This window comes from Streptomyces sp. NPDC057137 (assembly GCF_042670825.1).
In the GTDB taxonomy this organism is placed as follows: domain Bacteria; phylum Actinomycetota; class Actinomycetes; order Streptomycetales; family Streptomycetaceae; genus Streptomyces.
In genome coordinates, this window is record NZ_JBHUUW010000017.1 from 61,314 (window position 1) to 80,126 (window position 18,813).

18 protein-coding genes and 2 pseudogenes are annotated in these 18,813 nt (G+C 68.5%); 9 read left to right on the top strand and 11 right to left on the bottom strand.

The window, feature by feature from the left end:
* Nucleotides 1-277 precede the first annotated feature (277 nt).
* Together ACFT9I_RS16625 and ACFT9I_RS16630 are read left to right on the top strand one after the other, a co-directional pair.
* On the top strand, nt 278-1,000 hold the full coding sequence (locus ACFT9I_RS16625) for a hypothetical protein (RefSeq protein WP_382564824.1): 723 nt from the start codon (nt 278-280) through the stop codon (nt 998-1,000).
* Between the two features lie 176 nt (nt 1,001-1,176).
* The gene (locus ACFT9I_RS16630; RefSeq protein WP_382564826.1) at nt 1,177-3,315 is read left to right on the top strand and encodes a TIR domain-containing protein; all 2,139 of its coding nucleotides are present in this window, start codon (nt 1,177-1,179) and stop codon (nt 3,313-3,315) included.
* Between the two features lie 600 nt (nt 3,316-3,915).
* Here the strand turns inward: ACFT9I_RS16630 and ACFT9I_RS16635 are convergent.
* Nucleotides 3,916-4,185 carry a hypothetical protein gene (locus ACFT9I_RS16635; RefSeq protein ID WP_382564827.1) on the bottom strand — a complete coding sequence of 90 codons (270 nt, stop codon included), beginning with the start codon at nt 4,183-4,185 and terminating at the stop codon, nt 3,916-3,918.
* A 733-nt stretch (nt 4,186-4,918) separates the two neighbouring features.
* Complete coding sequence (locus ACFT9I_RS16640) at nt 4,919-5,311, bottom strand: hypothetical protein (RefSeq protein ID WP_382564829.1); 393 nt, start codon at nt 5,309-5,311, stop codon at nt 4,919-4,921.
* Between the two features lie 102 nt (nt 5,312-5,413).
* Between ACFT9I_RS16640 and ACFT9I_RS16645 the strand changes: the two genes are divergently transcribed.
* Together ACFT9I_RS16645 and ACFT9I_RS16650 are read left to right on the top strand one after the other, a co-directional pair.
* The gene (locus ACFT9I_RS16645) at nt 5,414-6,424 is read left to right on the top strand and encodes a hypothetical protein (protein WP_382564830.1); all 1,011 of its coding nucleotides are present in this window, start codon (nt 5,414-5,416) and stop codon (nt 6,422-6,424) included.
* 322 nt (nt 6,425-6,746) lie between these two features.
* Nucleotides 6,747-6,956 (top strand): annotated as a pseudogene (locus tag ACFT9I_RS16650) (IS21 family transposase); the annotation flags it as partial.
* Between the two features lie 10 nt (nt 6,957-6,966).
* Here ACFT9I_RS16650 and ACFT9I_RS16655 read toward each other — a convergent pair.
* The gene (locus ACFT9I_RS16655; RefSeq protein WP_382564832.1) at nt 6,967-7,407 is read right to left on the bottom strand and encodes a hypothetical protein; all 441 of its coding nucleotides are present in this window, start codon (nt 7,405-7,407) and stop codon (nt 6,967-6,969) included.
* A 92-nt stretch (nt 7,408-7,499) separates the two neighbouring features.
* On the opposite strand from ACFT9I_RS16655, the pseudogene istB reads away from it, so the two are divergent.
* Nucleotides 7,500-8,290 (top strand): annotated as a pseudogene (gene istB, locus ACFT9I_RS16660) (IS21-like element helper ATPase IstB).
* Here the strand turns inward: istB and ACFT9I_RS16665 are convergent.
* The 3 genes from ACFT9I_RS16665 to ACFT9I_RS16675 all read right to left on the bottom strand — a co-directional run bounded on the left by ACFT9I_RS16665 (nt 8,247) and on the right by ACFT9I_RS16675 (nt 10,381).
* Entirely contained in the window at nt 8,247-8,759 is a 513-nt protein-coding gene (locus tag ACFT9I_RS16665; RefSeq protein ID WP_382564834.1) for a DUF4259 domain-containing protein, read from the bottom strand. The pseudogene istB and the gene ACFT9I_RS16665 overlap by 44 nt on opposite strands.
* Before the next feature lie 306 nt (nt 8,760-9,065).
* The gene (locus ACFT9I_RS16670; protein ID WP_382564836.1) at nt 9,066-9,587 is read right to left on the bottom strand and encodes an acyl-CoA thioesterase; all 522 of its coding nucleotides are present in this window, start codon (nt 9,585-9,587) and stop codon (nt 9,066-9,068) included.
* 404 nt (nt 9,588-9,991) lie between these two features.
* Nucleotides 9,992-10,381 carry a winged helix-turn-helix transcriptional regulator gene (locus ACFT9I_RS16675; RefSeq protein ID WP_382564838.1) on the bottom strand — a complete coding sequence of 130 codons (390 nt, stop codon included), beginning with the start codon at nt 10,379-10,381 and terminating at the stop codon, nt 9,992-9,994.
* A 122-nt stretch (nt 10,382-10,503) separates the two neighbouring features.
* On the opposite strand from ACFT9I_RS16675, the gene ACFT9I_RS16680 reads away from it, so the two are divergent.
* Complete coding sequence (locus ACFT9I_RS16680; RefSeq protein ID WP_382564958.1) at nt 10,504-11,337, top strand: enoyl-CoA hydratase/isomerase family protein; 834 nt, start codon at nt 10,504-10,506, stop codon at nt 11,335-11,337.
* 275 nt (nt 11,338-11,612) lie between these two features.
* Here the strand turns inward: ACFT9I_RS16680 and ACFT9I_RS16685 are convergent, their stop codons facing one another.
* Both ACFT9I_RS16685 and map read right to left on the bottom strand, forming a co-directional pair.
* The gene (locus ACFT9I_RS16685) at nt 11,613-12,056 is read right to left on the bottom strand and encodes an HIT family protein (RefSeq protein ID WP_382564840.1); all 444 of its coding nucleotides are present in this window, start codon (nt 12,054-12,056) and stop codon (nt 11,613-11,615) included.
* Between the two features lie 93 nt (nt 12,057-12,149).
* A complete protein-coding gene (map, locus tag ACFT9I_RS16690; RefSeq protein ID WP_382564841.1) occupies nt 12,150-12,965 on the bottom strand; it encodes a type I methionyl aminopeptidase in 816 nt (271 codons plus the stop codon).
* A 94-nt stretch (nt 12,966-13,059) separates the two neighbouring features.
* Here map and ACFT9I_RS16695 point away from each other — a divergent pair, with 94 nt between their 5' ends.
* The gene (locus tag ACFT9I_RS16695; RefSeq protein ID WP_382564843.1) at nt 13,060-13,326 is read left to right on the top strand and encodes a helix-turn-helix domain-containing protein; all 267 of its coding nucleotides are present in this window, start codon (nt 13,060-13,062) and stop codon (nt 13,324-13,326) included.
* A 54-nt stretch (nt 13,327-13,380) separates the two neighbouring features.
* Here the strand turns inward: ACFT9I_RS16695 and ACFT9I_RS16700 are convergent, their stop codons facing one another.
* On the bottom strand, nt 13,381-14,241 hold the full coding sequence (locus tag ACFT9I_RS16700; protein WP_382564845.1) for a helix-turn-helix transcriptional regulator: 861 nt from the start codon (nt 14,239-14,241) through the stop codon (nt 13,381-13,383).
* A 188-nt stretch (nt 14,242-14,429) separates the two neighbouring features.
* On the opposite strand from ACFT9I_RS16700, the gene ACFT9I_RS16705 reads away from it, so the two are divergent.
* A complete protein-coding gene (locus ACFT9I_RS16705; protein ID WP_382564847.1) occupies nt 14,430-15,332 on the top strand; it encodes an MBL fold metallo-hydrolase in 903 nt (300 codons plus the stop codon).
* Between the two features lie 87 nt (nt 15,333-15,419).
* Nucleotides 15,420-16,898, top strand: coding sequence for a carboxylesterase/lipase family protein (locus ACFT9I_RS16710; protein ID WP_382564849.1), 1,479 nt, complete (start codon nt 15,420-15,422; stop codon nt 16,896-16,898).
* A gap of 164 nt (nt 16,899-17,062) precedes the next feature.
* On the opposite strand, the gene ACFT9I_RS16715 is transcribed toward ACFT9I_RS16710, so the two are convergent.
* Nucleotides 17,063-18,067: a HEAT repeat domain-containing protein gene (locus ACFT9I_RS16715; RefSeq protein WP_382564850.1), complete on the bottom strand. Its 1,005-nt coding sequence runs from the start codon at nt 18,065-18,067 to the stop codon at nt 17,063-17,065.
* 6 nt (nt 18,068-18,073) lie between these two features.
* Complete coding sequence (locus ACFT9I_RS16720) at nt 18,074-18,796, bottom strand: HEAT repeat domain-containing protein (protein ID WP_382564852.1); 723 nt, start codon at nt 18,794-18,796, stop codon at nt 18,074-18,076.
* Nucleotides 18,797-18,813 lie beyond the last annotated feature (17 nt).

The following is an 18,813-nucleotide window of genomic DNA, read 5'->3' on the forward strand; positions in this document are numbered from 1 at the left end:
GCAGGTCATGGCCCGCCGGCAGCCCTCGATCCCCCGGCAGGTGACGTCACCCGCTGCCAGCGGTTCCTCGCCCTCCCCGAACCTGCCCTCCCCGAACCTGCCGTCCCCAGGGCCAGTGGGTACCCGCCCCCAACGGAAAGATGACCTTCCCATCTCAAGTGGGCTGACATGGCCCCGTCTCCCGTGTGAGCATGGTCAGTTCGGTGCGGATCACAGGCTGGCGTAGTGAGGGGTCTTGGTGACGAGGCGGGGGCGAAGTGCGGCACAGGTTACGCGGATGGTGGTGCGTGGTCTGTTTGCCGGGATCGTGGGTGGTGTCGTGGGCATCGCGGCCTACTCGATCAGTCAAACGGGCGGTCAGCGGCTGTCGATCGTGGTGGGTTGCCTCATCGGAGTCGCACTGGTCCTGGGCGCCGAGCTGTACCGCAAGTCCGCTCAGCTCACTGACGTTCGTCTTGTCGTGATGGGCAGCGAAATGTCGTTCAAGACCAAGACCGACATGCGGCAGGCCGCTCAGCAGATGTTCTTCCAGGCGGCGACCCGCGTGGCTACGCGCCCGCTGGACGACAATGCCGGAAATCTCCGTGAGGCGCTGACGTCCCTCAAGACTCTGTTCGATCTCTATCGCGAGCCGCTGGAATCCGACTCTGCCCCGCTCCCTCCGGCACGAGGCAATTCCGTGTACGAGTTGGCCCTGGACATCCTCAATGTCGAACTCGCGCCCTTCCTCGCCGCGTGGCACCCGCGGCTGAAAGCCTTCGAGGACGCACACCCGGATGAGGACGAGGCGGCGTGGGCCGACAACGGCGCGTTCCGCGCGGAACTCCGCGCGCTGCAGGAAAGACTGCGGCCGTACGTCGTCGGGTTGGGCGAGATCGCCGGTATCCCCGATCCGGAAGGCCATCTGAGCCGCTCTGCCCGGTCGGTGTATCAGGCTTCCGCGATCCCCGGTCAGCGTCCGGCCCCGGACGCATCGACAGCGGAACACCCGGACCGGTAGCTCGGTCGAGTCCGGACTGTGTCGCATGATGGTTCGGTGATGATCTCCCTGCCTAGGACACCCAGCGGCGCGCGTCCTGTCGCGCGACCGGTCTACCTACCCCCCCCCCGGCTGTTTTCGGGGTTGATCCCGGATGTCGAGTGCCGGTCTTCTGACGGTTCAGGGAAGGTGCGTTGATGGAGGCTCCTGGCCTCTCCCAGGCCGAGTGGGATGTATTCGTCAGTTACAGCCGCTCGGACTCGCAGAAGATCGATGTCCTGGTGCCCGCGCTGCAGGGCCTCGGGCTGCGCGTCTTCGTCGACGACACAGCCGTCGACGACTTCACGTCCATCACCGCGACGATCACCGAGGCCCTGTCCAGATCCAAGATCCTGCTCGCCCTGTATTCGGCCGACTACCCGCAGCGGCGCGCTTGTCAGTGGGAACTGACCTATGCCTACCTCGCCGGGCAGCATGAAGGCGACCCACGCCGCCGCACCTTGGTGATCAATCCTGAGCCCTCCGCCGATCACGTACACCCCATGGAACTCCGAGACGCCCGGCACTGGCCTTGGCCTTCCAGGCCGAAGGCCGTCAGCCGGCTCGCTGAACGCGTCGCCGCCCATGTCAACGCCATCACCACCCCTATGGGAGATCTGGCCCACGCACCATTCGTCCCGTGGCTGCCCGCACCCGCCCGTACCGGCTCGGCCCGCTTCACCGGTCGTCTCGCCGAGCAGTGGCGCGTCCACTCCGCGCTCCACCGCCACCGTGCTCCGCTGGTCGCCCAGGCCGGCGCAGGACGGGCGGCACAACTGCGCGGAATGCCAGGCATCGGCAAAACGCTCCTTGCCCAGGAGTACGCCCTGCACTTCAGCTCCGCCTACCCGGGCGGAATCTTCTGGTTCGATCTGCACCACTGTGCGGAGTCCCAGCCTTCCGAGGTCATGGCCTCCTACACGGAGCAGATCTCCACAGTGATCTCCGCCCTCGGGCTGAAGCCGCCTCTCTCGACTCTTCCCGGCCTGCTGAGCCATCTCGCGGTCGCCCTGGGGGAACGTGGCACCCACTGCCTCTGGGTGGTGGACGGCGTGCCCGACGGCCTGTCCGACGATCAACTGCACCTCCTGCGTGGGCCACACCTGCTCAGCGCCACGCTGATCACCTCCCGGTCCCTGCGCTACACCTCGTTCGCCGAATCCATCGACATCCCGCCGCTGGATGACGCCGACGGTTTTCGTCTGCTCACAGCTCGCCGCCTGCCCCAGGACGATCTGGAGCGCGCCGCCGCCACAGCGCTCGTTCACGATGTCGACGGCCATCCGCAGTCCCTGGGCCTTCTCGCGGAGCTCGCGGAGCACAGCGACTTCATCAGCCTGCGCAACCAGTTCCACGTCCCCGCAACCGATGTCCTGACAAGCCGGCGCCCTCGCACCAGCACAGGGAAACCCGGTCCCAACGCACCTTTGACGGGCTTCCTGTCCCGCCCCTTGTCGGGCCACCTCCCCGCCGACGACATCCTTCGGCTGCTCGCCACGGCCAGCCCGGAACCACTGCTACAGGCCACGCTGGAGGACGTCCTCTCCACCGTCAGCCCGTACGACCCCTGGGAGGTAACCTCCCTCGTCCCAGAAGCGATCGAGACATTGCTCGGCTCCGGCGCCCTGCGCCCGGACCAGTCGCAGCAGCAGACCTGGACCATCCACCCCCTCCTGGCCCGAGCCGTACGCCGCCACGACACCGACACAGCCAGGCAGGAAGATCTCCGGCGCATACTGCTGCACACCCTGACACCGGTGCTTCCGGTTCGGACCCCCGTGCCCACACACGCCTCCACAGCCTCCCGGCCGGTGACCGCGCCAACGATGCAGGCAGTGGCCTCCCCACCCGCGCCCCCAGGCACCGTCGAGCGCGCCGCGGCGTTCGATCTCCAGATCGAACTCGTCACCCGAGTAGGAGTGCAGACGCTCAAGGCAGACCAAGGATCGTTGCGGGAAGCCCTCAGCTCGCTGTATTCACTCTTCGCCACCACACGCGACGTGCTCCACCGCATGGCCAAGGAAACCGCGGGACCTCTCACACTCCCGGGTATCGCCGCAAGTCTCGCCAACGGGCACCTACGCCCCTTCCTGGCGACCTGGCATCCCGCTCTCCAGGAATACGAAGCCACCCGCCCGTCGAATGCCAGCCACGTCGAACACGAACGACAGTGGGAAAGATCCGCCGACATGCGCGCCGCCCTGGCGGAACTACACGGCCCACTCACCTCGGTGGCCAAGGAACTCGCCGCCTTGTGCGGCATTGACCTGCTCACCGCGCAAACGGATGACGAATGAGGGGCAACCGCCCTCGCGAAGCGGGGAATTCACGCCCCCACCCTCTCCCAGGAGCACGTCAGGGATCTCCTCGACCGAACAGTCGCCCGGTGCCCAGCGCAATCCTCTGTCTGTAAGCGAGGGGCGGTACCGCCGAGCCTCGGCAGGGATCAAGTTGTGCCGAATCGGAAGAGGGGACCGCTCTCCGGCAACAGTCCGCGTGATGAGCCCGTCACGCTCGTGTCGTCCTGGTGATGGTGAAGCCCCGCGACATGTCGATCTGTACAGGTGCGCCACTGCCCAGCGGCTGGTCCAACTCCCCTTTCAGCGCTCGTTGTCCAGCTCGCTTCGGTCTTCCGGGTGCGGGGCGGTGAAGGCGTAGCGGCCGACGAGGTTCGAGTTGCGTTCTGCGCCGGACCATCAACGGCAAGCCCAGCTCACCGACGGCACGTTGGACCGGAGGTCCAAGCGGCGGACCGTCCAGGCAGTCGCTGAGCGTGTGCACACCTCGGTCCCACCCTCCAGGTTGCCCAGGACGAAGGGAAGGCCTGCCTCTCTCGGATCACGCGGTCGGTGCCGTCCAGGAAGAAGAGCCCTCGGGAACAGACACTCACCACGCGCTCAACCGGTCCCGCGGCCCGTTTCGGCGCGGGTGCGCAGCTCATCGATCCGACGGTGCTCGATGAGCAGGTCGGCCTGGACCTCGGCCAACTCCTCCACGACGGATGACTGCTTGGCATCGTCCATGGCGCGGTCGATGACCCGGACGGCCTCGTCGGTACGGCCCTGCCCCGCCAGCAGCGCGGCAAGTTGTCGCGGCGCGGGCCCGCAGGTCCGCAGGATTCTGATCGCGTCCTCGGCGCGGCCCTGTTCGTCCAGAAGCCGGGCCACCTTCATAGGGGCCGTGGAAATCAGTTCGTACGGGTTGTGCGGCCTGGCCTCCAGAACGGCCAGCGCCTGATCGGCACGCCCCCTGCTCCACCAGTAGATCGATCAGAAAGTCGTGGGCGTATTCCTCGTTGGCATCGACGCACTCCTCCATCACGGCGACTCCCTCATCGACGCGCCCCAGCCCGACCAGCGCGCGGGCCAGCAGGGGCCCGGCAGCAGCGAGTGCCCGCAACTCCTCGATACAGCCCTGCGCTGCGTAGAGCTCCGCCAGCCGTGCGCGAGCCGGCGCCGTACCGGTGAGGGCCGCCGACCGCAGTTCCTCGATCCGGCCCACGTCAAGCAGTGGACGTGCCGACGAGCGTACTCGGCATAGCCCGTCCGCTCGGGGAACCATCGGCCCCACTCGACACTGGCCAGACGGCGCGAGGTTCGAAAGCGGACGCGTTCGAAGTTGCGCGGTGCAAGGACCACGCTCTGATCCCAGGCGAGCGACCAACTCGGGCGGCGTCAACCCGACGATTGCCCGCCCGCCCAACCTCACCGAAGAACATCGCGAAGGCGCATCCCTATGACACGCGAAGGCTCGCCAACCGCCTTGGCCCCGGCGTCAGAACGCCGGGAACCGGTTGGGAAGATCCCCCACGTCCACCCGACGATCCACATCGATGTTGGTCACAGGGTGACGTTGCGGCTTTCCGGCATGAGATGACATCTGATGTCAGTCCCGCGCGGCTCAGGATCTCTGGTCGTCGCGGACCATTCCGATCCAGGACACGAGGTCGGCTGCCTCGATCTCGAACTCCGCGGGATCCAGATCACCCAGGTCCGAGGAGAACACACCGGAATCAGGGTCATCGGCCCGCACGAGGAAGCCACGGCCACCGCTGTCGTCACCGACGAGCACGAACTCCGGCGCATAGTCGGCGACCTCGTAGGTGACGTTGCGCTCGACGCGGCTTCCGGCCGAGTACACGACGATGCCGGCATCGGTGACCAGATCGTCCGCCCCTTCCACGAACGCCCCCAGCGCGGCCGCAAGCCCCGGCGACACCCACGCCCGCCCTTCGTCGGCCTTCACCACAGATCTCAACGCCTCATCCGGCCGGCTCTTGCCAATCCCTCTCACGAGACGACGATAGTCTCCCCTTGCCCGTCCTCATACCTGGAATACTGGCGTCACCCCCACTCTGTGCGTCGCGACGCCTTTCCTGGGGGGATTCGCCCAACCATGGCACTCCTTGTCACCGCCTGCCTGCTGTTGCTCTGGTACTGGCTCGGGTACGGTCTGCTGCCGCTGCGATGGCAGAACTCCGACCTCGCCGGCCCCGATGCCGCGTTGCAGCGCGCGTGCAGGGCTGCGGCGCGGGGGCGCTGGGAGCCCGCTGCCCGGCTCTTCGAGGACGCCGGCCAGGACTGGGAGCGCCGATCCCTGTACGCCCAGCGGTTGGGATACCTCGCCGCCAGGAGGAACGACCGTTGGCTGAAGGCATGGCAGGAAGCCCGCCCCGGAGACCCGGACTGCGCACTCGTGGCGGCGCGCACCAGGGTCCTGTACGCGTGGAAGCTGCGCGGCAAAGGGCTTGGGCAGCACACGTCACGGCGGCGGTTCGACGGATTCCACCGGGAGTTGCTGGCCTCGCGGGACGACATCGGGCGGGCCTCGGCACTCCGCCCTGAAGATCCCACCCCGTTCGTCGCGGAAATCTGGACGGCGCTCGGACTGGGCTATCCCAACCGGGAGATGCACGCGTTGTGGTCCGAGATCACGGCCCGGGCGCCGCATCACTTCGAAGCACACAGCAGTGCCCTTCAGTACTGGACCGCGAAATGGCGAGGCTCGAAGCAACTCGCACGGGAGTTCGCCGAGAAAGCGGCCGCCGGTGCGCCGCCCGGCAGTCTGCTGGCCGTGCTGCCGGTGATCGCCTGGTACGAGAACCATGCGGACGAGCTGGGCGAGGCCGGATTCAGCAGCCCGCAGGTGCGTGAACTGGTCGACACAGCGCTCGCCGACGCAGCACTCGCCGCCCCGGACCACCCGAGACTTCCGGAAGTACGGCACCTGCTCGCGTACTTCCTCCACCGGCAGGGCCGGTACAGGGCGGCCAGGGAGCAGTTCCGCCAGGTCGACGGCTTCACGGAGGCACTCCCATGGCGCTATTCATTCGTGAAACCGCTCTACTACCGAGCAGTCCGTACAAAGACGGCCCGCAAGGCACTCACGGATCGCCGACCTCACTGATCGCCAAACCCGAATCACCGGTACCGCGCCAGCCCGCCGCCTGACGGAGAAGACGGGTGTGAAATCCGCGACCGGCGTCCGCAGGCCCGGGCGGTGGGGCGCCGGGCAAGCCCTCGACTGCGCGGAGGCAGCGGCGGGATGCCGGTGCTGTCGCGAAACCAGGCGCTGGACGCCGAGCAGCCGTGTCCGGCTGTGTCGGCCCGGGGCCGCGACGCGATCAGCCGGTTGGCCAACTCCACCGTCGCGAGGTACTACCAGATGATCCAGTCCAGGAAGGCTTCGTCGTAGTCGCGTGCTGGTCCGCCTTGCGGTGGCGTAGGTCGACGCGGTCGCACTTGCCAAGCTGCACGGCATCGACGCGGTCGACCGGGCGTTGGGCACCGCGGCGACCGTCGAGCGGTTCGCCGACGGTGACCTGATGGCGATCCTGGCCCACCAGGTTGAGCACGACGACGCCGAGCCGACCCGGGCAGGCGAGGCACACAGCCTGCAACCGGGCACCTCCGCCTGGTCAGGCTTCGGGTCCCCGTGACGGGCGGGCCTCAACCGTCCAACTCGTCGTCGCGAAGCCACCACACCGGCGGGACCTCGGCCTCCGGAGCTGACAGCAAGTCGATGGATCGCGGCGCACGGTTGCTCTGCGAGTCGAAGACCTCGAACCCCGCCGAGACCAGGATGGTTCTGATCGCCGGTGTCATCGCCTCGACCACTGTCCGGTGGTGCTGAATCAGGGGCATATCGGGCCGCTCGAAGTCGACGGCCTGCTTGGCGCTCCACCACAACCTGGGGCTACACCACCAGGTCACCTTCACGCCGGAGCAGTCGTCGAACGCGCAGACGCTCACCTCCACCCCCGAGGAGACGATCTTGTCCAGTCCCGGAACTACGACCGGCAGACCCGCAGCAGCCAGCTCGCTCCTGGCCCTGGTCGCTACCCGTTCCCGCTCGGCCAACACCGCGGCGTCCACCTTCTCCAACACCATTCCGGCACCCTAGCCGGATCTTCCTACCCGCACAGAAAGTGCAGCCTGACGTGACTGAAGCACCCAACACCCTGATCGCGCCCAGACCGAGGATGCAGGCTCCCGCCACAGCCGTCGCAGCAACCTCCGGCGCCGCGTTCGACGAGGCGGTCGCGCTGACCCGCAAGCTGAAACTCCCGCACATCCGCCGGGCCTTGGCCGAGATCATCCCGGTCGCAAAAGCCAGCGATGGGACCCCGCCGAAGTCGTCCGGGCCCTGCTCGCGGAGGAAGCCGCCGGGCGCGATGCCTCCAACCTGCGCACCCGCCGCCAACGCGCGGCATTCCCCACCGGCAAGACCTTCCACATCTGGAACGAGGACGCCTCCTCCATCCCGATCCCCACCCAGTCGGCGCTGCGGACCCTGGAGTGGGTCGGCCGCCGGGAGAACCTCTGCGTCGTCGGCCCGTCGGGGACCGGAAAATCGCACTTCTGCGAAGCCCTCGGACAAGCCGCCGTCGATGCCGGGATGACCCTCACATGGTTCACCATCGAAGACCTCGGAGCCCTGGTCCGACGTCACCGAGTCGACGACTCCGTGGCGAAAGCCGTCGCCCGCATCACCCGCACTGACTTGATCATCGTGGATGATATCGGCCTCCTGCCGATCTCTCCGGATGCCGCGGAAGGCTTCTACCGCCTGGTCGATGCCGCCTATGAACGCCGCAGTCTGGCCGTCAGCAGCAACCTTCACCCGGCCGGCTTCGACGAGATCATGCCCAAGACCCTCGCAACCGCGACCGTCGACCGGCTCCTGCACCACTCTCACGTCGTCGTCACCCAAGGTGACAGCCACCGCCTCAACGAGGCCACCACCGGACGCGGTGTCGTTCCCCTGAACTGACCCAACTCAGTGGGGACAAACACTGTCCACCTGGGGATCTCTGATGTCCAACAGCGGGGATGTCAACTGTCCGCCAGCGGGGAGATCGAACCGTCCCTTGACACTGGAGCCAATTCGATCCGTTCGCAGCTTCGCCCCACAGCTCGGCGAGCTCGGATAGATCCGCGACCACTTGGTCCAGAGCATCGACGGCGAGCGTTCGAAGGTTTGCGGGCAACTCCGGCAGCGGCTTCGATGGGCCATAGTTCGAACATGCCGGCTCGCCGTCAGGGTGCTGTGCGACAACCAGGGCCGCCGCGGCGACTGCTCGCTCACCGTCGGAGACGTCCAGGAAGTCCGCAGGGTCGGCAGCGCGTTTGAGGACTCTGCGGACCATGGATTCGCGTTCTTCCACTGCTGCCTCGTCCAGGTCACCCCCGAAGTCGGCAGCGGTGTCGTTGTCGAAGGGGCCGATGTCCCAGGTGCCCATATCTCTCCTCGTGTGGTCGTCCGGGGATCCTCGCACCGGCCACCGACAGCGAGGTCAGGAGGCAAGCAGTACCCGCCGCAGAGCAGCCAACCGCTCTCGGCACCGAACTCGTCGGCCCCGGTGAGACCGACGCCCGCCTGGTCATCCGGTTCGTACTCGAAGACGGGGCGACCAGCATGCCCCCTTCCGCCTCACCATCAGGTCGGCGAACGCACCAGGCATCCGGAAGCGCTGTGCAGCGTGGGTGCGATGCCGACTCCGAACTACAGCGGCGGACCCAGGGCATGGATATGAGCCCCGACACGATCAAGCTCGGTGCGCAGTCGTCACGGTGAAGGCGGGTGACCTTGGTGCTGCACGTGGACGCGGTCCGCTGAACGCACAGTCGTCAGTGGGGAGAAAGTGACGGGAGAGAAAGGCAAGTTCCTCCTCCTGCAGGCGACAAGAGCGCTTGGCGTCGTTGTCGTAGGAGACCAGGGTCGATGTGCACTTGCAGAACGTGCGCTCCGCGTCCCGCACTCGGCTGGCGAGGACCATCGTCGATCTGCCGATCTCCGTCACCCGGGTCTCGATGGTGACGGGTTCCGATTGCATGCGCAGTGGCTCGACATAGTTGAGTTCGTGCCGGGCGTAGACATGTCGGATCTGGATCTCCGCGCCGGGCTCGGCCCGCTCCAGATAGAACATGCTGATGTGTGCTTCCTGCACCATCTGCAGCAGGCGGGCGTTGTTGACGTGCCGCAGCCAGTCCAGATCGTCCAGACGCACCGTGCGCGTGTACCGGTGCGGGCGTGGCCCGTCCTCGGGCCGGGTGGTCTGCTCGCTCAAGTGGGAGTCCGCCACCTGCTGGCTGACGGATCCGTACGTTGACACCGTGGGCGTTCCTCTCGTGGACTGGGGGTGGCCCCTGGTGTCGGAGCGAAGACTGTCGGCAGTTACGGAAAGTAGCGAATCGAGGGACGGTAGTGCCGGCGAATACACCCCGAGTGTGTTCGCCGTGCTGGTCGCACCCGATCTAACGCATATCGATGTCCCCAGGTCACGCCAGGTTTCGACGAAGTCCTTGACGTACGTGACAGGAATTGGTCCCGTTGGGTTTGCGATCCAGTCGCGGACGCCGACATCACCATGAGTGACGGATGCGGCGTGTTGTCGGTCGCTTCCCGGCATCTACGCGAGGCGGTGCCCGGTGCGAATCAGCTCAGGGCGATGAGGTTCTCGGGCACGCCTTCTCAGCTTTGAACGCGTTGGTCGTAGTCGACTTGGTGCGCCCGGATCTCATCCGCGTTGGTGACCGTCCAGTCGTACAACCGGCCGAACGGCTCCCGCAGGGACTCGCCGAGCGGGGTGAGGGAGTACTCGACCCCGACCGGCGAGGTCGGCAGCACGCGGCGTACGACCATCCCGTTGCGCTCCAGGCGGCGCAGGGTCTGGGTCAGGACCCGCTGGGTCACGCCCTCGAGACGGCGCTTGATCTCGTTGAACCGAGTGGGCTTCTCAAGGACCGCCATCACCATCATCGACCACTTGTCGGCGATCTGGTCGAGGATCGGGCGGCTGGGGCAGTCGGACCGGTAGACGGTGTCGATGCCGGCGTCGGCGCCGTTCTCAGAAGTGGTCATGTCGGTATCCTTCGCGATCCTTGAGATGCCGAAAGTGCGTTATTGACGCGGGTCGCGCACCATCGCAGGGTAAGTATGCATCAGGAACCTAGATGCGTACCGGGTACCGATCGGAGATCTCCATGAACCACGACGCCTACGCGACCCTGCGGGTGAGCATCGAGGACGGCATCGCCCGTGTCACCCTCGACAACCCGCCGGTCAACGTCCTGAACGTCGCGCTGATGGCCGACCTCCGGCGCCTGCTGACCACGTTGAGGGACGACGATTCGGTTCGGGTGATCGTGTTCGACAGCGCCAACCCGGAGTTCTTCATAGCCCACGTCGACATGACGCTCATCGACACACCGGACGCCTTCGACAAGCTCGCGACCGGCCTTCCGGACGGCGTCAACGTCTTCCAGGCGCTGGGGGAACTGCTCCGGCACCAGCCCCAGGTGACCATCGTCAAGCTTGCCGGAACGGCGCGCGGAGGAGGGGCGGAGTTCGTCACGGCCGCGGACATGGCGTTCGCGGCGATCGGCCGCGCCGGGATCGGCCAGATCGAAGCCCTCATGGGCATCGTCCCTGGCGGAGGGGGCACGCAGTACCTGGCCGGCCGGGTCGGCCGCAATCGCGCTCTGGAGGCGGTGCTGGGTGCCGATCTGTACGACGCCGAAACCGCGGAGCGCTACGGCTGGGTCAACCGGGCCGTCCCCGCTGACGAACTCGACGACATCGTCGACCGCCTCGCCCGCAACATCGCGGCCCTGCCCGAGGGTGTGATCGCGGCGGCCAAGCGCGCCATCGTCCCCGAGGACCTGGCCGAGGGTCTCCTGCGGGAGCACGACGCCTGGGCGGGCCAGTTCGTTCGCCCCGCGGCCGAGCGTCTGATCCGTGGCGGGCTGGCCCACGGCGCCCAGACCCGCGACGGCGAGCGGGATCTGGAGGGCCTGCTCCGGGGACTGGCGGGGTAGGACCAGGACGCGAAGGCCCCGCATACTCACCGATGTCCTCTCGACCGCCACAGCGTGTGACTCGCCCACCCCGGATGAACGTTCCCGGTCACAGCACCAGCTCGTCGGGCGCCCTGCCGCAGGGACGGGTTCGTTTGACGAAGTGCGAGCGGGACGAGGTCCACCTGATCGCCCGGGCCGCCAACACGCCGATGGCCCGCCGTCACCCGACGGCGAAGCAGTCCGGCGAAACCAGGCCGCGACACTCCCCCACTCGTCCCAGGAGCTTGAGCACGTCAGCGCGGAAGGGCGTCGAGGGCGGCAATTCCTCCGCGAACCGCGCTCGCCGTTTCGTCGAGCACGCCGCGCTCGTGGACCTGCCAGTCCGCCTCGATACGGAACGGATCCCCCTTGAAGCGGGGGAACACATGCAGATGGATGTGGAAGACCTCCTGGAAGGCCGCCTCGCCGTCGGCCAGGAAGAGGTTGACCCCCTCGCACCGCAGGCCGGACAGCCGCAGTGCGCGCCCGAGCCGGTGCGCCACCGCCCAGAGCCGTATACCGATGTCGTCCTGAAGGTCCGCCAGTCCTTCCGCGTGTGACTTCGGAACGACAAGCAGGTGCCCGGGAGTCACGGGTTGGAGGTCCATGAACGCGATGACCCACTCGTCCTCGAAGACGACGCTCGCCGGCTCCCGGCCCCGCGCGATCGCGCAGAAGACACATCCATCGCCCGGCAACTCGGCCCCCAGCTCGAAGACATCTCGTACGCCCTACGACACCAGGTGCGAGAGGTCACGCGCCAGTCGATTCCACGATGTCGGGCGCTTTCGTCAGTGTCCGGTCGCCGATGACCGGTGGTCTTCCAGGCCCTTGCCGCTCTGCGGGCGCCGGGTGAGCACGAGCGGGCCGGACTCGGTGATGGCGACCGTGTGCTCGGAGTGAGCGGTGCGCGAGCCGTCGGCTGAGCGGATCGTCCAGCCGTCCGGGTCGAAGACGATCTTGTCGGTGCCGGCGGCGAACCAGGGCTCGATCGCGATCGTCAGGCCGGGGCGCAGCTTCCAACCGCGCCCGGGGCGCCCGTCGTTGGGGATGTGCAGGTCCTCGTGCATCGTGCGGCCGATACCGTGGCCGCCGAACTCCAGGTTGACCGGGTACCCGTACTCGGCGGCGACCGTGCCGATGGCGGACGAGATGTCGCCGAGCCTGTTGCCCGGCTGGGCGACCTTGATCGCGGCTTCCAGGGCGACCTCGGTGGCCTCGATCAGCCGCAGGTCCTCCTGGGCCGGGGTGCCGACGATGACGGAGTGGGCCGAGTCCGCGGCCCAGCCGTCGACACGTACCGCCATATCCATGGTCAGCAGGTCGCCGTCGCGCAGCTTGTAGCTGTGCGGCAGTCCGTGCAGTACGGCGTCATTGACCGAGAGGCACACCACGTTACGGAACGGGCCCTTGCCGAACGAGGGCTCGTAGTCCCAGTAGCAGGACTCCGCGCCGCGCTCCTTGATCCGGCGGCGGGCGTGATGCTCCAGATCCAGCAGGTTGACCCCTACCGCGGCGAGATCACCGAGCTCAGCCAGCACCTGGCCGACGAACTGGCCGGTGACACGCATACGCTCGATGTCTTTGGCAGACTTGTGCTCGATCACTGCGATCCTCGATTCTCCGGGGCGACCGACAGGTATATTTATACCAGGGGTGGGGTGGTTGCCCGCCGGACACCCGCGCCCCTAGCATGTGCGTATGGTTCGTCATCCGCTCGCCCCCGAACAGATCGAGGCGGGCCGACGCCTCGGGGCCGCGCTGCGGTCCGCCCGGGCCGGACGCAGTCCCGTCGAAGTGGCCTTGGCGGCAGAGATCTCGCCGGAGACCCTTCGCAAGATCGAGACCGGACGGCTGCCGACGCCCGCGTTCGGCACGATCGTCCGGCTCAGCGAGGTACTCGGCGTACCGCTGTCCGAACTCGCCGGGGTCTGGCGCACGGATCCCGCCCTGAGCCAGGCCTCCTAGCAGCAGCCCTTCAGTCCCCGATGGCCCCGACGGCCGCGACGGCCCGGCAGGCATTCACCGAGCGGGGGGCCAGGACGCGTATCCGCGGAGAAGGACGAGTGTGTCCTGTGAGCTGGAGTTCTCCTCTGTCGTGACGAGGACGAGCGACTGCTCGGGCGAGCGGGCGGGTGCGAGAATCTGCTGGGTGACGGTGAGCTCGCCGATCAGCGGATGACGCAGTCGGTAGGAATCCGCTTCGCACGGCCGGACCCGGTGGTCGCTCCACAGCGCTGCGAACTCGGGGCATGCCATCGTCAGTTCCCCGACCAGTGAAGCCAGGAGCGCGTCCTCGGGATGGTGTCCGGCGACCTGCCGCAGGCTGCCCACGACCGCTTGCGCCTTGCGTTCCCAGTCCGCGTACAGGTCTCTGGTGTGCGGGTCGAGGAACAGCATGCGGGACAGATTGGGCCGGTCCTCGGGACGGTCGGGTGCGGCAGGGTCGAGGTGCCCGGCGAGCAGGGCGTGTGCCAGGGGGTTCCAGGCCAGCACGTCGGTGCGGCGGCCGAGGACGAGCGCCGGGGTGTCGCCCACCGAACGCAGCAGATCACGGGTGAGGGGGTCGACGCGTTCCGTCGGAGGACGCCTGCGGGGCCGCCGGCGCTGCGAGGCCAGCTGCCGCAGATGTGCGTGCTCGTGCTCGTCCAGCCGCAGGGCGGTGGCGAGCGCGTTCAGGACGCCTTCGGACGCGTTGACCGACTGGCCCTGTTCGAGGCGGGTGTAGTACGAGACGCTGACGCCCGCCAGTTGCGAGAGCTCCTCGCGTCGCAGGCCCGCCACACGCCGCCTGCCCGGCAGCTCGGGAAGGCCCACGTCCTCGGGCCGCGTGCGTGCGCGCCGGGCTCGCAGGAACTCGCTGAGCTGCATGGAAACCGCCATGCCATCGAGTATGCGGCAGGCCCCGCCAGGCAGCCTGCCCCTGTCATGCGTAGGCACGAGCCGGGACTGGTCCCCACCGCGCTGTGACACGAGGCTGGCGGAACTCCACCGGATCAACGGATCCGGATCTACAGAACCCGATCTACAGAACCGGATCCACGGAACCGGAGCAACAGAGGGGACCGCTCGTGCAGGACATCGTTCTCGGTGATGTGTCGATCACCCGGGTCGTCGAGTACTACGGATCGGTCGAAATGGCTCCGGCCGCCTTCTTCCCCGAGGCGCCGGAGCAGGCGTGGCGGGATCACCGGTCCTGGCTGGGGCCGGACTTCGTCGACTTCGACTCGGACGTCTGCGTCAGTGCGATCCAGACCTGGCTGCTGCGCAGCGAGGGCCGGACGATCCTCGTCGACACCGGCGTCGGCAACCACAAGGAACGTCCCTACTCGCCGGTCTGGAGCCGTCGGGACACCGATTTCCTCGGTGAGCTGGCCGGGGCGGGCGTACAACCGCAGGACGTCGATCTGGTGATCAACACGCATCTTCACGTCGATCACGTCGGCTGGAACACCCGGCTGGAGGGCCGTGCCTGGGTGCCGACCTTCCCCAACGCCACCTACCTGATGCCGCGGCGGGACTTCGACTTCTGGAACCCCGCGAACGGTTACGCCCCGAAGCTGGGGCGCGGCAACCAGAACGTGTTCGAGGACAGCGTGGCGCCGGTGCACGAAGCGGGGCAGACGCTGCTGTGGGACGACAGCCACACCATCGACGGGAACCTGCGGCTCGGTCTCGCGCCGGGACACACACCGGGCTCCTCGGTACTGACGCTGGAATCCGGCACAGACCGCGCGCTGTTCGTCGGCGACCTGCTGCATACGCCACTGCAGTTCGTGGAGCCCGACACGAACAGCTGCTTCTGCGAAGACCCGGCCGAGGCCAGGGCCACCCGCCGCCGGCTGCTCGGTCAGGCCAGTGACACCAACTCCCTTGTCCTGCCTGCCCATCTCGGCGGGTCCGGCGGGGCGGAGGTCGTCCGGAACGGTGACGCGTTCGCCATCGCGGCATGGGCGCCCTTCACCCGGATCTGAACCGCGGCACCCGAGCGGCACCCGAGCGACACCAGAAATCGATACGAGAGATCAGTACGAGAGATCAGTACGAGAACAGGAGACCCGGTGTCCGATCTGATCGTTGCCACCACCGGCGGCGCCGTCCGCGGTGAGGTCACCGCCCACACCGGCAGGGAGGTGCGGCGTTTCCTCGCCGTACCGTACGCGGCACCGCCGCGGGGCGCCGGCCGGTTCGCGCCGCCGCGCCCTCATGAGCCGTGGACGGGCGTGCGCGACGCCCTGGCCCCGGGACCCAGCGCGCCGCAGCCGCGCCGGGACGCCTTCGGCGCCCTCGACATGTCGCCGTACTTCGGCCCCGGCTGGGTCCGTGGCGATGACCACCTCACGGTGAACGTGTGGGCTCCACGTACGGCCGACGCCGGCCGGGCTCCGCATGCGGCCGCCCCCAGCCCGGTCATGGTGTTCGTGCACGGCGGCGGGTTCGTGGCCGGTTCGAACGGCGCGGCCCTGTACGACGGCGCCGCGTTCGCCCGCGACGGTGTCGTCCTGGTGACGCTCAACTACCGCCTCGGCATCGCGGGCTTCCTCGACCTGCCCGGCGCGCCGGGCAACCGCGGCCTGCTCGACGTCGTCGCCGCGCTGCGCTGGGTCCGGAGCAACATCGCGGCCTTCGGCGGCGATCCCGGCAACGTCACCCTGTTCGGCCAGTCCGCCGGGGCCACCATCACCGCCGCTGTCCTCGCCACGCCCTCGGCGGCGGGGCTTGTCCGGCGCGCGATCGTGCAGAGCGGCAGCGGACTCGGTGCGTTCTCCCCCGAGCAGGCCGCGCGGGTGACACGTACGGCCGCGGCGGCGCTCGGCGTCGCGCCGACGGCCGCCGCTTTCGCGGACGTCCCCGACGAAAGGCTCGTCGAGGTCGTGCCCGAGCTGGGTGGGCTGGACCTGCGGACGGCTGAGCGGGCCGACCCTCTCATGGGGCTCAGCCCGTTCAGTCTCGTGCTGGAACGGCAGCCCGCCGAGAGCCGCTTGGCGGACGTCGACCTGCTCGTCGGCACCAACGGGGAGGAGGGGAACCTGTACCTCGCGCCGCAGGGCAACTTCACGACCTCGACGGCCCAGGACGTACGCTCGGCCGCCGCCGCGCACGGCGACGCCGACGCGCTCGTCGCGGCGTACGGGGCCCGGCATCCGGCCGCCGGGTACGGCGAGGTGCGCTCGGCGATCCTCGGCGACGCGCTGTTCGGCGCCGGCAGCCGGAGACTGGCCGAGGCTCACGGCCGCGCACACGTCTACGAGTTCGTCTGGCGTTCGCCCGCCGTCGACGGCCTGCTCGGTGCGGCGCACACCGTGGAACTTCCCTTCGTGTTCGACCGGCTCGGCCTTCCGGCGCTGCGCGGACGCCGAGGACTGCTGGGGCCGGCCGAACCGCCCGCGTCGCTGGCCGAGGAGATGCATGCGGCGTGGGTCGCGTTCGCCCGGACCGGCGACCCCGGCTGGCCGCCGTTCACCCGGGAGCGGCGGATCCGCCGATTCGGCGACGGCGGGGAGGGAGAGAGGAATCGGCGCGGGGACCGGGACGGCTGACCGGGGTACGCGGAGCCCGCGGTGCCTTCAGTCGCTGCCCGGAGACCCAGGTGTCCGTTCGTACGTGGACCCGCCGCGCGGCTGCGGTACAGCCGGCGTCCCGGCCCGCGGCCGTGGACCGGTCGGCGGCGGCCAGGCGCCAACTGGCCCCCGGGAGAAGGCCGTTATCGTGCTTCGCGTACTCCGAGGATGTACTCCGCGACGAGCGCGACAGCGCGGTCTTCGTCGTGTGACAGATCCGCGAGCGCATGTGACGCCGTGGCCCCCGGGATGTCCGCGAGCGCCTGTGTCAGCCGTCGGCGTGCGGACGGTTCAGCGGTGCCGTGGGCAAGGCGGTCGACGAGCAGGGTGGCGATCCGGTCCGCCAACGCCGGATCGCCGGCCAGCGCGCTCAGCGCATCGGCCGCGTCGACGTCGTTCGTCTCCTCGACGACCATGGTGATGAGCGTCGGGACCGCGTCGGGGGCTCCACGTAGCCCGAGCGCCGGAGCCGCACACCTGCGGACCACGATGTCGGAGTTCGTGAGGGCCTCGTGCAGCAGTGCGGTCGCCTCGCCGTTCGGAATCTCAGCGAGGGTCCGGACGGCACGTTCGCGCACCTCGGCCACTGGTGAGCCGAGGCCGTCCGCCAGGACTGCGCATCCGCCGTCGCCCGATCGCGCCAGAGCCCATCGGAGGGCTCCGGCGACGTTCGGGTCCGTCTCGTCCAACGCCGCCTCGGCCAGAGCGCCCACCGGCACCGGAACCGGTTCGACCGAGGACAGGGCCGCGCGCTGGCGCGTCCCGGCGCTCTCCGAGCCCAAGCCCTGGAGGAGCGCGACGATCCGGAGGACGTCCTGCCAGCCGGCGGGTTCCGCGGCACCGATCCGGCCCAGTCGTGCGAGCAACTCCGTCTCCCCCGCGATGCGTTCACGCGTCTGGCGGATGAGGTCGTCGACGAGCTCCGACGGTGCGAAGCCGGGGTCGTCCAGCGCGTACCCGACTTCGCGCAGCGACAGCCCCAGTGACCGCAGGCTCTCGACATGGAGGATTCGCCGGATGTCCTGCCTGGAGTACTCCCGGTAGCCCGCCTGGGTGCGGCCCGTCGGCCGTACCAGGCCGAGGGAGTCGTAATGCCTGAGCATGCGGGCGCTGACGCCGGACCGTCGTGCCACCTCACCGATCAGCACTGCCTGTCACCCCTCCTGGCTGGTTGTGCCGAGGGCCATGATGCGCTTCGCCTCCTCGATCGCGAACTCGAATCCGGTGTCCGGGTTCTTCAACAGCCGCTCCGTGGCGATCGCGTGCCGGCGCACGCGGGGGTCCGCATCCGTCGTCGCGGCGCGCAGGGTCGGCGTGATCACCTCGCCGAGTGCGATCAGCGCCCGGCTGAGGCTCAGCTGTACCGCACGCCCGCCGCGCCCGAGCTGCGCCGCCAACGCCCGTGCCAGTTCGGCTTCTTCACCTTCGGGTACGAGTACGACCGCCGCTCGCCAGGCACTTTGCGCCACCTCGTCGTCCGTGTCGGTCAGCAGCGCCGCTGTGAGCGCCGGCCACGCCTGCCGGTCCCCGATCTTGGACAGGGTGTGCAGCGCCTGACTTCGCGCCTGCGTACGCTCCGAGCGGAGTTCGTCCATGAGCTGGGGGACCGGGGTGGGTGAGGCATGGCGGGTGAGTGCCCAGGTGAGCGTTTCGCGTACGTAGAACTCGGGCTCGATCGCGCATCGTTCGATGAGCTTGTCGACGAACCGCGGCTGCGGGGACGTACCGGCCGCGAGCGCTGCCCGCAGCCGTACTGACGAGCGACTGTCCTCCAGCGCGTGGAGTGTTCGCGTCGTGTCCGTGTCCGTGTCCCGTTTCGTGTCCGCGGCCGTGTCCCGTTCCGTGCCCTGTTCCGTGCCCTGTTTCGGCGTGGTCATCGGGGCCACCTCCTTGG

Excerpts from the sequence above, each read along its gene's own strand:
- ACFT9I_RS16625 (WP_382564824.1), top strand. The coding sequence starts at position 278 with ATGGTGGTGCGTGGTCTGTTTGCCGGGATCGTGGGTGGTGTCGTGGGC.
- ACFT9I_RS16700 (WP_382564845.1), bottom strand. The coding sequence starts at position 14,241 with ATGGCGGTTTCCATGCAGCTCAGCGAGTTCCTGCGAGCCCGGCGCGCA.
- ACFT9I_RS16680 (WP_382564958.1), top strand. The coding sequence starts at position 10,504 with ATGAACCACGACGCCTACGCGACCCTGCGGGTGAGCATCGAGGACGGC.
- ACFT9I_RS16655 (WP_382564832.1), bottom strand. The coding sequence starts at position 7,407 with ATGGTGTTGGAGAAGGTGGACGCCGCGGTGTTGGCCGAGCGGGAACGG.
- ACFT9I_RS16695 (WP_382564843.1), top strand. The coding sequence starts at position 13,060 with ATGGTTCGTCATCCGCTCGCCCCCGAACAGATCGAGGCGGGCCGACGC.
- ACFT9I_RS16630 (WP_382564826.1), top strand. The coding sequence starts at position 1,177 with ATGGAGGCTCCTGGCCTCTCCCAGGCCGAGTGGGATGTATTCGTCAGT.
- ACFT9I_RS16645 (WP_382564830.1), top strand. The coding sequence starts at position 5,414 with ATGGCACTCCTTGTCACCGCCTGCCTGCTGTTGCTCTGGTACTGGCTC.
- ACFT9I_RS16720 (WP_382564852.1), bottom strand. The coding sequence starts at position 18,796 with ATGACCACGCCGAAACAGGGCACGGAACAGGGCACGGAACGGGACACG.
- ACFT9I_RS16665 (WP_382564834.1), bottom strand. The coding sequence starts at position 8,759 with ATGGGCACCTGGGACATCGGCCCCTTCGACAACGACACCGCTGCCGAC.
- ACFT9I_RS16675 (WP_382564838.1), bottom strand. The coding sequence starts at position 10,381 with ATGACCACTTCTGAGAACGGCGCCGACGCCGGCATCGACACCGTCTAC.